8 protein-coding genes and 1 tRNA gene are annotated in these 13085 nt (G+C 45.2%); 1 reads left to right on the top strand and 8 read right to left on the bottom strand.

Features of this window, described 5'->3' with window-relative positions; all coding sequences use genetic code 11:
* Window positions 1-37: 37 nt before the first annotated feature.
* The 7 genes from WC715_04725 to WC715_04695 all read right to left on the bottom strand — a co-directional run bounded on the left by WC715_04725 (window position 38) and on the right by WC715_04695 (window position 9262).
* Window positions 38-2137: an HlyD family efflux transporter periplasmic adaptor subunit gene (locus WC715_04725; protein MFA6171720.1), complete on the bottom strand. Its 2100-nt coding sequence runs from the start codon at window positions 2135-2137 to the stop codon at window positions 38-40.
* Window positions 2131-2529 carry a response regulator gene (locus tag WC715_04720; GenBank protein MFA6171719.1) on the bottom strand — a complete coding sequence of 133 codons (399 nt, stop codon included), beginning with the start codon at window positions 2527-2529 and terminating at the stop codon, window positions 2131-2133. The genes WC715_04725 and WC715_04720 overlap by 7 nt, the downstream gene beginning before the upstream one ends.
* Window positions 2530-2608: 79 nt before the next feature.
* Window positions 2609-4681, bottom strand: a complete 2073-nt coding sequence (locus tag WC715_04715; GenBank protein MFA6171718.1) for a hypothetical protein — start codon at window positions 4679-4681, stop codon at window positions 2609-2611.
* Window positions 4682-4836: 155 nt separating this feature from the next.
* Window positions 4837-5715: a bifunctional DNA-formamidopyrimidine glycosylase/DNA-(apurinic or apyrimidinic site) lyase gene (gene mutM / locus WC715_04710; protein MFA6171717.1), complete on the bottom strand. Its 879-nt coding sequence runs from the start codon at window positions 5713-5715 to the stop codon at window positions 4837-4839.
* A gap of 130 nt (window positions 5716-5845) precedes the next feature.
* Entirely contained in the window at window positions 5846-7219 is a 1374-nt protein-coding gene (locus WC715_04705) for a nitronate monooxygenase (protein MFA6171716.1), read from the bottom strand.
* 208 nt (window positions 7220-7427) lie between these two features.
* Window positions 7428-7510 (bottom strand) — tRNA-Tyr (locus WC715_04700).
* 174 nt (window positions 7511-7684) lie between these two features.
* The gene (locus tag WC715_04695) at window positions 7685-9262 is read right to left on the bottom strand and encodes a hypothetical protein (protein MFA6171715.1); all 1578 of its coding nucleotides are present in this window, start codon (window positions 9260-9262) and stop codon (window positions 7685-7687) included.
* A 309-nt stretch (window positions 9263-9571) separates the two neighbouring features.
* On the opposite strand from WC715_04695, the gene WC715_04690 reads away from it, so the two are divergent.
* Window positions 9572-10801, top strand: a complete 1230-nt coding sequence (locus tag WC715_04690) for a pyridoxal phosphate-dependent aminotransferase (GenBank protein ID MFA6171714.1) — start codon at window positions 9572-9574, stop codon at window positions 10799-10801.
* Window positions 10802-11174: 373 nt separating this feature from the next.
* Here the strand turns inward: WC715_04690 and WC715_04685 are convergent, their stop codons facing one another.
* Window positions 11175-12968: a DUF2207 domain-containing protein gene (locus tag WC715_04685; GenBank protein MFA6171713.1), complete on the bottom strand. Its 1794-nt coding sequence runs from the start codon at window positions 12966-12968 to the stop codon at window positions 11175-11177.
* Window positions 12969-13085: the final 117 nt, after the last annotated feature.

Genomic DNA, 13085 nt, shown 5'->3' with positions numbered 1-13085 from the left:
CAATTTCCTATTTTATTTTTCCGCCGTCCGGCGGATATTATTTCGCGTTTTCTTTTACGAACGTAACTACCTCGTCGCCTTCTTTAACCCCGGAAATCACTTCGACCATCCCTTCGTCGCCTTTTAATCCGATTTCAACCGGAACTTCTTTCGGAGTTTTGCCGTCCATAACGCGGACGTACTTTCCTGATCCGTTTTTATCAACGACCGCGCGCAAAGGCATAATCAGGACTCCGTCTTTTTTGGCGGCAAAGATATCGACGTTGGCGGTCATCCCGGGTTTTATCCGGGAATATTCTTCAGTCATCTCGGCCTCCGCTTTCGCGGCAGAGGCATTTTCGGCGGTCTCGGCCGGATTTTCCAGGTCTTCTCCGGCTTCCGAAGAGCCTTCTAATAAAGGGGCCGTAGATGTCGCGCCAATAGCTACGGCGCCAGCCGTGCTCGTCGCCGTTAGTTCGTCCATAACATCGGTTCCTTTTAATTTGACTTTCACTTTGTAATATACTACGTCCTGGATTATGGTCGGAGCCGTGTCAATAAAATAAACAATTCCCTCGAATTTCTTTTCCGCGCCAAAGGAATCGAAAGTGATTTCGCATTCATTCCCCGCGCTTATTTTGGAGACGTCGATTTCAGAAATATCGATCTTTATATTAAAGTCATTGTCGCCGATCATTGAGATGGCGGTCGAAGCCGCCTGAACGGTTTCACCAATTTGGTAGGCGATTTTGGTTACCGTTCCGGAAACCGGCGCGATGATGACGCTGTCTTCAATCTGCCTGTTTATTGATTCTAAATTAGCTTCGGCCTGGGCAAAGCCGGCCTGGGCCGCGCGGATATCGAAGTTATTTGATCCAGCCAAAACCTTATCCAGGCTGGCTTGCGCCGAGTCGTAAGCCTTAAGCGCCGTTTCAACTTTTGATTCTGCCGCCGCCAAGCTTTGCTCCCCGGTTAATTTAGTTGAGTCTAAACTGTTTTGGGCGCCCAAAGCGGCGTTATCCAGGCTGGCTTGCGCCTGGGCCAGGTCTTCTTCAGCTTCCCGGACTTTAGTATCATAATTTAAGATTCCGGTATTAAGATTCTGACCGGCGGTTTGCAGAGACGAGATGCTCGCGGTAATGGTGCTTATTTGCGTTGAAATTAATGTTTTATCGGCATCCAGCGTAGCTTGGGAATAATCCGAAGTAGCCAAGCTTTTTTCCAGTCCTTTAAAGCAGTAATCAAGCGCTTTTAAAACCGCGTTAAGGAAAGTGATGGCGCTATTAGACGCCGTTTTAATGTCGGCGTCCCGGTTAGAAGATTTGCCGGCGGAAAGATCAGTATTAGCCGTATTTTTTTTAACCCCGGCGTCAGTATAACCATCTTTGGTTTTCGCGATAAAAGACGCATCTTTAACGCTGAAGTTGGCCATCTTGTCCGTATCCTGCAAAATCGCGTCAATTTTATCCAGAGCAGTTTGACCGTCGAAAATACTGTCTTCAACGGCGGACAAGGCGTCAGCGCGATAATTTTTTAAGGCCGTTTCGTAAGAAGATCTGGTATTGTCCAGGACGGTTTTCGCTTGGATTACCGACTGCTCATAAGTAGTAACGTCAGTCGGCGCGGACGAGGTTAAGTCACTTACCTTTTTTTGCGCCTGCCGGTTGTTTTCAGCCGTGGTATTTTTTGTTTTTTCCAAGTCAACCACCGCGGCGTTATAGCTGGCTTTGGCCTGATTGACATTAGCCCGGGCGACTCTTATTTCTGATCCGGTTGACCCGGAAATAAGTTTGTCCAAACTGGCATTAGCCGAATCCAGGCTGGCCTGGGCTTCTTTTTTCTTAATGGATAATGCGCCATAATCCAGTTCGGCCAAAGCTTGGCCGCCAAAAACCCTTTCCCCTTCTTTCACTAAAATTTTATTCAAGCGCCCGGAAGCCAAAAAACTTAAATTCAAATCTTCCGGCGCCTCGACCGTTCCGGTTTCCGATACGGTTTGCTTTAAGGTTCCTAGGGCGGCTTTGGCGGTCGTATACTCGGCCGCCGGCTTTTTCTTTAAAACAAAAAACGCTCCGATAATAATGACGGCCAGCGTTAATACCAACAATATTTTCTTTTTTAACGATAAGGACTTAATCCAGGAAATTATTCTTAGCATTTGGTTTTTTCAAAATTGGAAACAATCTTTTTTATTTTTTCTATAAAATCATCAATATTAAATTCATTTTTATTTATGAACTGGACGGCGCCGAGCCTGGCCGCCTTTTCCCGGCTTTCCGAATCGCTTAAATTGGTAAAAACAAATACCGGCAGGTTCGGCAGTCCCCGGCTCGATTTTAAAAGGGATAAGATTTTAAAGCCTTCGGTTTGCGGAAGTACAAGATCAAGAATAAGATAATCCGGTAAAAAGCTCTTTACTTTTTCCACAACCCTTTCTTCGGTCTCGTCGCCCTGGCTGATGATAACTTCAAAACCGGCGACCCTTAATTTAGCCTGCAGGCTAAAAAGCATATTGGCGTCATCTTCGACGATGAATATTTTTTTTGGCATAAATTATAAAAATTCTTTCCGTTTGAAAGCTTGCCTTAATTATCCCATAAATCCGAAGCTGTGAAAAGGGCTGGGCATTTCATTTTATTAGGGCGCCAGCCTGGTTTAGATAATATCGGGCATGGGTGTTTTCTTTATCGATTTTTAAAGCCTCTTCCCACATTTTCTTAGCCTCCCCGTATTCCCCCAAACTCCAATAGCTAAGGCCGATTTGGACGTAAATTCCCGGAAGCCGGTAGCCGTTTTCAGCCGCCTTTTTGAAAAGCTCGACGGCTTTTATTTGGTCTTCGGCTTTGGGCCGGCCGGCATAAACTCCGGCCAGGCCAGCCAGTTGCTTGCCGCCTTGCGGATTTTTTGCGAGCTCGCCCTCGTATATTTCCTGCGCCAGTCCGTCTTCGCCATAGAGTTCGGCAAAATTCGCGAGAAGCATCTTGTCCGCCCCGGCCAGGCCAGCCAGTTGCTTAAAGCGCTTTTTAAATTTTTCCCCGTCCATTTTATATCTATTAATGAGCTCGCGGTTTTTTTCGCCGTTTTTTACCATCAGCACGGTATAATTATCAAAATAAATCATCGGCCAATTTTCATCCTTCATCCGTTCGGCCAAAAACTGCCTAGCCCAGGGCGTTCCATCAGTGTAGGAAAAATAAATTAAATTTATGCCATACTCTTTAGAATATTTTTCCCAAGCCTCTTTTGAGGTCTGCATGGGCTTATAGATGTTCTGGAAGAACTCAACCGTATAAGCCTCGGGCCGGTTGTCGGTAAATACCCGCTCGCCCGGATAAAGCCAAAATTCCAAGGCGCTGCCTAAATCATAGTTATTAAAAATCGGGCCGGCTAACCGGCTTGGCTGTCCGGGTAAATTATTTTCCTTAAAAAATTTTATGGATTGGTCTGACCCGGCTTTTAAGCCAAGACCGAATGGATTTCTCACAATTTTTTGATCGGTTTTTTCGTCCTTAATGACGTAATTTAAGGCCGACGCGTAAACAATTAAAATCACGGCTATAGTAATAGCGTTTATTTTCAAGCTTCCCCCGCTTTTTTTATTATCGGTTTCCTTCAGAGAAAGCCCGGCCGCGAAGCCGGGCCATTTTTTCAATGAACTAAAATTCAAGGCAATAATCGGCCAGCAAATAAGCCCGAAAACAGGCAAATTGCGGATAGCAAAAAAAGAAATCGCTGAAAAAAATATGGAAACGAAAAAATGAAAAATAAATCTTTCGCTGATTTTTTCTTTTCGCCGGATGATAAAAGCTGTCTTTACGATAAAGCTGGCAGCAAGCAGTCCGAGTATCAGCTTAAATACGAAAATATTCGGGTCGACCATTAAATTCTCTAAAAAAAACGGCGATTTGTTTTCGACTATTTCGTAGCCGTAAGCCTTAAAAATATTTAAAGGATAAATAAGCCCCTGGATGAAACGGGGATTTGCGAGGCATGCCCCCCAGGCGCCAAGAGCCAAATAAATCTTATCCTTGTTCGCAATAACAGTCTCTTTAAAGCGCGGCCTGCTTTTTTGTTTAAGAAACGAAAAAATTAGCGAAAGAGCTGAAAAAAGGCTTATTAGAAGAAGACCGGCGAAAAAATAAATATGCAGATTCACCCAAAAAAGCATTATTAAGGACGAAGCATATATTATCCGCTTATTGGAAAGGCCCCGGCTTTCATTCTGCCGCCATTTTTCCAAAAGCCAAAAAAATAAAACAATTAAAAACAGGCTGAACATTTCCGGCCGAATATCCGTCCGTTCGCTCATGATTATAATCGCCGGCAGGCCGATTATAGCGGCTATTGCCGTACCAGACATTTTTTTGGCATGGAAAAAACTAAAACCGGCGGCAAGAAGAGCCAGTAAAATATTTAACAGGCTTAAAATTTTGAATCCGCCGATTTTATACAATCCATAGTAAACTACGCCCGAGAGCCAATGGTGGTTTACGAAAGGATGATCCGGTTCGGTAAAAGAATATAAATTTTTATATAGCACCTGCGGCTCGCTCCAGACTATCTTGCCGTTTTCCAAATGCCTCCCTAAATCAAGCGAAGTAAAATTAATTTCCTGAAAAAAAATCAAGCCGGTCAAGGCCAGCATTAAAATTAAGATGAGGGATTTTAAAATAATTATGATTTTTTCTTTATTAAAATACATATCTGTAAAAGGGTAAAAAATATTCGGTTTTGAAGCGAGGACTTAAGCCAGATACCAATGTGAGATTAAATCATTGACAAACATCCATTAAGCAAGAATTAATTAGTTACATTTGAAGCGGTTCCACAGCGAAAAACCGAATATTTTTCACCCTTTTAACGCTGGCATCCTTCGCAAAAAAACGCGCTCCTTTGCTTGTGTTTTTCGCGTTTAACAACTCCGGCGCATCGGAGGCGCGCGCATTTCTTCCCTTCCTGGTTATAAACTTTTAAAACTTCCTGGAACCGACCCTTGGCGCCGGAAGTATCGCGGTAGTCCGAATCCGACGTGCCGCGCAAGGCCACGGCTTTTTTCAGCACACTTTTAATCGCCGAATAAACCTTTTTCACCTCGCCTAGAGATAAATCATGCGCCCGCCTTTTCGGCATCACTCCGGCTTCAAATAAAATTTCCGAAACGTAAATATTCCCGATTCCGGCGATTAAATTCTGTTCCATTAAAATATCCCGGACAAACCAATTGTTCTTCCGCTCCAGTATTTTTTTAAATTTATTCAGGGTAAAATCCAGAGCCAAGGGCTCAACCCCTAAGCTATTTAATTCTTTATCGCTTTCCAGTTCTTCGGCTGTCATTAACCTGATCTTCGCGAACTTCCTTAAATCGGAAAAATCCATCTGGAATTTTTTCCCGTTTTTTTTAAGATACCAGATATGATGGATGTATTGGTTTACTTTTTCGCTAAAATGACTATTTTTATCAATTGCCTGTTCCCGGCCGCCAGCCATCTTTACTAATAAATGCCCGGTCATCTTAAGGTGGATATGTATAACCAGTTTGCCGCTTAAAAATATGAGCAGATTTTTTCCCCGCCTTTTTACTTCCAGAATTTTTCGCCCCGTTATGTTTTTTTTAAATTTCGCCAAATCCATCTTAATCCCCTTCTTCCAGTCAGTCCAAAAATCAAAAATCACCGCGCCTTTAATTTTGCGGTTTAAATCATCTTTAATAGTTTCGACTTCCGGCAGTTCGGGCATAGTATTATTATATCAAGGCTAAAGAAAAAAGCTATTTTTTATCAAAAGCTTGATTATTCAAAGGTAATAAAAGAGCCGTCCAAAAAAAACATGGACGGCTCGGGTTTCGCTGTTATCAGTGAGCAGCACATCAGCTCAAAAGATAGTTCATGGCGTCTTCTACGCCGTAATCACCGTTTTCGTCGGTGAGTAACTCGCGTATAAACGCAAATTTACTGCTATAGGTCTGGGTCGGTATTTCTCCCGGGCCGCCGATTTGTGAATTTCCGAATAAACCGTTACAAAGGGAAACCACGCCTTTGGTTTTTTCGATATTGCCGCCTTTGCGCAAGTAATCCTTGATCGGTTCAGCCGGACAACGGTAGAAGTCATGGCCTTTTTCGTCAATGCACACTTCAACGAGGGCGCCATGGGTGCACTTTGGCGTCCTTAACGCCAACTGATCCCTGTCGGTAAGATTTGTGAGTTTAAAGGGAAAACCGGTTGGAGAGGCCGACATATCGGTTTTCACTAATAGTTCATTGCGATAGGCGAGCCGATTTTTTCTTCGGCGCAAATCATCCCGCTCTCCCGATTCTCTGCTCGAAGCCATTATGCCGCCCACCTGAACGCCGGTAGCTCCGATGCTTTTGGCCCAGGCCAACTTTTCCGGCGAAGCGCAGTCGCCGCCGACCCACCAAGGCAACCCGAGCTTTCGCATCAAGTTTACCATTCTTCCCCAATTTGGCATGTCGCGTATTGGGTCGTATATCGGTTCGCCAAAATCATCATACCGGATTATCCCCCTGGGCCGGACAACATGGCCGCCGGCCGGAGGCAGTTCGACAACAAATCCTTCTATTGTACTACTGCACTTGCTAGCCAAATATTCGGCCAGCACGTGCGTGCCAATAATAGGAATAAAACCTGGGCGTTTCATCTTGGGAAGATGTTTGCGGAAAAATTTTATAAGATCAAATTCTATCCGCACTGTCCCCTTTTTGTCGGCTATCGTTGCGTCAACCTCATAGGCAGGATTTCGGCCCGCGGCTATCGCGTCCAAGATCCCGGGAATCTGGATAGGAATTCCCGCGCCCGCGGTCACCTCGTCAACACCGGCCAGCATAGCGCCAACCAAACCGTAGATTAGGCTAAGCTGGACCTTTTCCAAAAAATTTATTGCAATCGGCCCGCCATGTCCCTCTTTTGCCAGCCAAACCAGGCAAAAATTAGCGCAAACCGTCAACGCTATCAATAAATTGGATGGGTTTAAGGTGAACATGGGAACTGGCTTGAACTGTGCGCAAGGCAGAATACCGCCGGCCACAAAGTACGCTTCCAGAACCTGTTCAGCTATTTCCGGAAAGGGGAAATGAGCTAAAGCGCGACGATAGTGTCCGCCGATGTCGCCAAGCTGTAATCGGCGCGCCAATACAGTACCGGCGACAACCCCCGATACCGTGCCATAGCCACCCAGCCGAGACACTTTGTTGCCCAAGGATGGAATTGAGATATCAATACCCATTCCTCCTTGACGTATTATTGGAAGTTCCATCATCATTTCCCCCTTTAGTTGAGTGTAAATCCTATATCGGATACTTTTTTGAAAGAGCCAAAAGAGCCGCTTGTTTACTTTCTAAGCTAACTTTAACAATACTAATTTTCTTAATCTTACGCAATAACCGGTCAAATGCGAATAAAATAAAAAACAGCTTTTTAGGCTGTTTTTCTTGTGGGCCGGGGTGGACTCGAACCACCGAAGGCCGAAGCCAGCAGATTTACAGTCTGCCCCAGTTGACCGCTTTGGTACCGACCCGATTTTTACTGTCTTAAATGACTGCCCTTCATTCTAGAGGCAGCCATTATTTTGATTATTTATTAATATCACAATTCCCGTTTTTTTTCAAGTAAAAAACTCACCGGGGGTTTTACGCCCGGCGAGTAAATCCGTTCTAGATTTATAAGAGTGCTTACGCTGGTCCGCCGCATTTTAACCGTTCGTATCGTCGATAATCGGTTGCTTCTTCGGCAGTACGCTCCAGTCAACGTCCATGGATTTTAACTGGTCCTTTCCGGCATCCCAAGGCATTTCTTCCGTCTCGCCGGTTAACTCGCTCACAATTTCTTCAAATTCCTGGCCTAAAGAATCCAGTTCGTCGAACTTGGCGCTTAAAATATCATCGTCGATTTTCTTGGTTTTTATCATGGCGACAATTTCATTGCCCTTTATATTTATTTCATTCAATTTCACTTCCGCCTCTTTGGTCGCGAGCTTTTTCCTTTTTAAGTCCCGGATTGTTTTTTGTCCGGCCGCGATCCGTTTTTTGAAATCCGAAGCAAACCGCCCGAGGTTGGACATCATGGATATTATTTTTACTTTTCCCCAGACCTCTTCCATCTGCCCGAACACGTCGTTTTCCATAAGGTCAAAAGCGTCGTCCGCTTCGCCGGCCGCGATTTTCTTTTTGGCCTCGGCGCTGGCCGCCTTCAACTTATTATAGGCCTCTTCGGCTTCCGCGTATTCAGCTTTCATGTCAAAGCCTTTTTTCGCCAGACTGGCTAAAGACGACTTGGCTTTTTTTAGTTCGCTGGCGATGCTTTTCAATTCCTTATCAGATTGTTTAACAGTTTCATTCCAGCGCGCCAATTTCTCCAGACTGTCGCGGTTTTCTTCCAAAGAAACCATTATGTCCTGCAAGTCCTCAACTCCGGCCGCTTCCATCTCATCCCAGTTTTTGGCCTTATTGACCGCGGCGTAAATTTCTTTGGCTTTTTTCAGGTTAGCGGTAATTTCTTCCGGTATGGTAATTTTTTGCTTGACCAGTTTTTTTATCAGGCTTTCATACATTTTAATGCCGTTCATCATGCCCTTTATTCCCCGCTTTACGTCCTGCACGCGGTTGACGTTTTCTTCGATGTCCTGCCGGCTTCCTTCCAGCTCATTAATAATATCGCCCAGAGCGCCCATATCTATGTTTTGAATTTCATCCACGGTTTGGGCATTATTTAATTCCTTAATTATAGCGTCGGCTTTATCTAAGTTGGCCTTGATCTCCGCCGTCATCTCCATGCCTTTGGCTTTCCCGTACATGGACTTAAATCTTTTCAGATCCACTTCCATCCTTTTAACATTGCGCTTGATATCTTTCAGCTGTTGCGCGTCTTGAGTTTTGCGCCGCGCCTCGTCTTGAGGATTGGATTGGTTGTTGTTTTGTCCGCTTTGCCCTCCCTGGTTATTGTTTTCGCAAGCTCCCGGCTGTTCCACGCCGTCAATTCGGCAAGTCGCGCCAGGCTGGGATGGAGGGTTGGCAGGTTCTACTGGCTGGAGCGGTGCTGGCGGATTGCCGGTATTTCCTCCATCAGCCGGAGGAGCCGGTTCTACTGGCTCGACCGATGGAGCCGGAGTTTCCCCGCTTTCTTGCGTTAATTTAGTGCCTAAAACTTTCTGCTTAGCGCCAATTTCTTTGAGAGCTTTTGGCATTTCCAAATAAAATGCCCCAGCCGGCATAGCTCCGAGTACTAATGCCGCCAGCGAAAATACGCAAACCATCTTTTTGAGATGCTTCATACTTTTTTTTGCAAGCCCCAGCCGTCTAATGGCGGGACGAGAAATATAATAAATTATGGTATTTTTTTAATTATACCAAAAATTCTAAAGCTGAACAATATAGCTCTGACCATATTATTAGCTATCAGCTTGATCACGATTTAACTCATATATTAAATTGCGTCTCTTAAAGCCAGTCTTTAGAGGCTTGACTTTACCTTAATTTAAAAGCATAATCTATGTTAAGGTTCGAAATTTTTTGAACCTTGATTTTAAATATAGAAAGGAGATTGCCCTTTACAAAACTTTTTTAACCGCATTTAAACATGCGTGAAATACATAACTCTGGAATTAACCCCAAGACTGACAAAGGAGTATTTCATGAGCACGGATTTCTTGTTTGATGGTACGAGGGGAAAACCAAACGACGTTGTCGTAGAAAGAACCCTCCTGGATCTGCCATCACCGAGGGAAATGGTGGAGAAGCACGGACCGAAGGTCGGACAATATCCTACCGCCGACTGGAGCGACAATAACGGCATGTTCGCTTTGCGACTGGCAAAGGCCGATCGTTACGGCATCGAAGACTGGAGGCGATGGGTCGTGACGCACGGAGGGATGGGGGCTATCGAATCCATTCTTCTGGCTGTTAAAAAAATGCCAAGGAAAGGAGTAATCCTGGCTGAAGAATTCACCTACGATCGCTTTCTCCAAGCGGCGAAGATTCATGATCTTACCGTCATCGGCGTAAGGCTTACCGACGAAGGCATGGATTTAGACCACCTGGATTACTGCCTGAAGCACAACCAGGTTGCCGCGCTGTACCAGGGGCTCATTGGAAATCCGACCGGAATCCTGACGCCATTCGAGAATATCATCAAGGTTTCCGAACGCGCCGTAGGCAAATTTTTCCACGCCCTTGATATCGCCTACCTTGAGGTTCCGGCTGATGAAGACGAATTACCGCGCTACAAAGCCTTCCCATTTGACGCCTGCCCGGGCACGTCCTTTATCGTTTCAGATTCAAAGGCGGGCGGGACTCCCGCGTTGAGGTCGGGCGGTATAATCCTGGCCGACCAAAAATATTTGGACCTGTTCACCCACTTAAACGCCAACACCTTCCTCTGTACCAACTTCCTGGTCCAGGCACAAATACTGGAGATTATGGAAAACGGAATCCTGGACAATACTCTCATTCCTTGCCTTCACAAAATATATCCGGCCAGAAGGAAGGCGCATAATCAAGCGCTCGACAAATTTATGCCCGGCCACAGGAAGATGGATGCTGGTTTCTTCAACCTGCTTCAGATTCCGGGTATTACCAGCCCGGAAAAATTCATCCGCGAAGTGGCAAAACACCCAGTAAAAATCGTTGACGCCAGTAACTGCGTCACCCCTGACCGCCGGGCGTATTACCAAGCCAGAAACATTTTTCTAACCCGACTCCCGGTCGGGAGCAACACAGTTGAAGGCAATAAGCTGGCGATTAAAACGATATCAGAAGCCAGCCAAGAATCGCGCGTTTTCGTCAGAGATCCCGCGCTTGCAAAAGCCAGCTAGTCGCAGGAGGCAATAAATGACCGCTTACGATTACGGCATGTCCCGGCTCGAAGAGCTGGGACTGGGAAAAGACACGCTGGCCATGCTCAAACGCCATCGCGTTCTCGGTGGGCGAAAAGTCGGAGGGGGCGAGTTCCGTGTCCTCATCGACGGCGGATGACGTCCGCTCTTTTTCCGCGGTCGCGGTAGCGATTGGTCTGATTGGAGAAGGGACTAGCCCTACTCCCAGAACCAAAACAACAAAACGGCGGGTCTCCCTTGAGGAAGGAGCCCGCCCACCATTTTTTAACTAAAAAGACGCTATTTGAGCGCCTTTTATTTTTGCGTTTAAAAAAGATAGAACTGCCTCTTATCCAAATATCCGCATCCAGTTTTACCATCCTCCGCCACCGCCGCCTCCTCCGCCACCGCCAGCCCCTCCCGCTTCTCCGGAACCAGAAGGCGAAGAAGTGTTTGAGGCGATTGAAGACGATAGCCCGGAAATCGCGCCGTTCAAACTGTCCGCGTCAAACGAGCCCATATTGCCGATAAACCAAACCGGCGCGTAAGTCCGATAAAAATCCTCGCCGTAAATATCTTTCATTTTTTTAATCCACAGCCCGGTAATGCCAAAGACTATGGCGTAGGGTAAAAACTTTTCAAATATATTTTCTTTTTCGTAAAACTCGGCCCGGTGCTTGTCTACCGTTTCCATGAACATTCTAAAACCTTTTATTTCCCAGTTTAATTCCGCTCCGGCTAAAGTCCTTTTAGGCATTATTGCTCCGAAAATCAAAATGATTGTTCCGGAGACGATAAGGCTCGCGCTTAAAAATATCGACCAGCCGGCAAAAACAAAAGCGGCGGGAATAAGAATTGCGCCAATAACTATCATGCCGATACTGTAGCGCCGGCTGGAAGCGACTAACAATTTCTTTTCTTCCAAAAGCCCAAGCGCCTTGTCTTTAATCCATTTTATCGCGGTGTAAAAATCATTCTTTAAGTCGGATAGCTTCACCGTATCTCCATCCAAAAAAATCCTTTCAAGAATCGCCTTTTCAGCCGGCGTCAATATTCTTTCAGCATCGGGGGAAGAATTTTTCGTCAATTCGAAATCCTTGGAATGGAAAACCAAAATCTTATTATCAATCTCTTTTATGGTGATTAATTTTTTCGTGGCCAAATTAATTATTTCCGCCGTAATTAATTTATTACTAAACCGGCCGTTGGTCATAAGCATCCCGAGTTCCATCGGCGCGAGCTTTCCCGGCGCCTCGTATTCGGGGATAATGGATTTGTCCATTTTTGGGTCTTTACCGTATTTCCACCATAAGCGGAAGCAGACGATAAAGACAATTAACGGAATAATGAGCCAGGCATATTGGCCATAGCTCTCTAAAAATCCGGCCTGGTAAGTCGTAAAAATATTTTTCGGGAAAATTATTGAAGCGGTAATACCCTCCCGGTTATAAAGAGTTTTTGTGCTATTAAACTCTAAAGTGCTCGCCACGCTCCATTTATACTCGGCTGAATCTTTGGACTTGCTTCCGAGCGCCCCGGTATAATAGTCGACGGTGCTGTTATTTTCATTCACTTCGCCCGGAAAGATAATATTGGCGTGGAAATGATCGGTTTCCAAATCCCAAAAATTGCCGTTTAAATTCCAGTACAGTTCGTCGAAATCTTTATTAAAACGGATAACATTTTTTACTAAATAATGGATCCGGTAGTTATTAACGCTCTGGACTTCCCTTTTCGGGTCGCCGATTTTCCAGGTGACGGTGCGGTCGAAAAAGTTTCTTGATTCCGAGTATTTTAAACTCCGGCCGGAAAAATCGGTTATGCTTATGAGTTCCACCGGCGTATTGATAGCGCCTCCGTTACTAAACTTAATCCGCTCGGGCAGAATCCGGAAAATTCCGTGTTTTCCGCTTACTGTACCGCAATCAGCCGTAATATCTTCGGTTATGTCCAAAGTTGAATCCTTGTTAACGATTATTTTCGAATCGAAATTTTTTATATACCAGTCAGAAACATTTTGGCGTATAGCGCTTTCTGCCGGTAGATCATTTGATATTATTGCGGCACTCGTTGGAGGCTGGGCAAAGGCTGATATTAACGGAAAAAATAAAAAGGCGGCAAAAATCGCCGCGCAGACAATACTTAATGACCCATTTTTATTTAACATAAATTTCCCTTATTGTTAGCGCTTCCATTATACAAAAAAAATAGCCGGGTGTTAAGCCTGGCCAAATAATAAAGAAACCCGGGGGACTTGCGATTTCAGCCGCAAGCCTCCGGGTCG

The organism is Patescibacteria group bacterium, assembly GCA_041661505.1.
Lineage (GTDB): Bacteria > Patescibacteriota > Patescibacteriia > Patescibacteriales > JBAZCA01 > JBAZCA01.
This window is presented reverse-complemented; position numbering and strand designations above follow the sequence as displayed.

Coding starts and splice junctions, on each gene's coding strand:
- WC715_04695 (MFA6171715.1), bottom strand. CDS start 9,262: ATGAAGCATCTCAAAAAGATGGTTTGCGTATTTTCGCTGGCGGCATTA.
- mutM (MFA6171717.1), bottom strand. CDS start 5,715: ATGCCCGAACTGCCGGAAGTCGAAACTATTAAAGATGATTTAAACCGC.
- WC715_04725 (MFA6171720.1), bottom strand. CDS start 2,137: ATGCTAAGAATAATTTCCTGGATTAAGTCCTTATCGTTAAAAAAGAAA.
- WC715_04720 (MFA6171719.1), bottom strand. CDS start 2,529: ATGCCAAAAAAAATATTCATCGTCGAAGATGACGCCAATATGCTTTTT.
- WC715_04685 (MFA6171713.1), bottom strand. CDS start 12,968: ATGTTAAATAAAAATGGGTCATTAAGTATTGTCTGCGCGGCGATTTTT.
- WC715_04705 (MFA6171716.1), bottom strand. CDS start 7,219: ATGGGTATTGATATCTCAATTCCATCCTTGGGCAACAAAGTGTCTCGG.
- WC715_04715 (MFA6171718.1), bottom strand. CDS start 4,681: ATGTATTTTAATAAAGAAAAAATCATAATTATTTTAAAATCCCTCATC.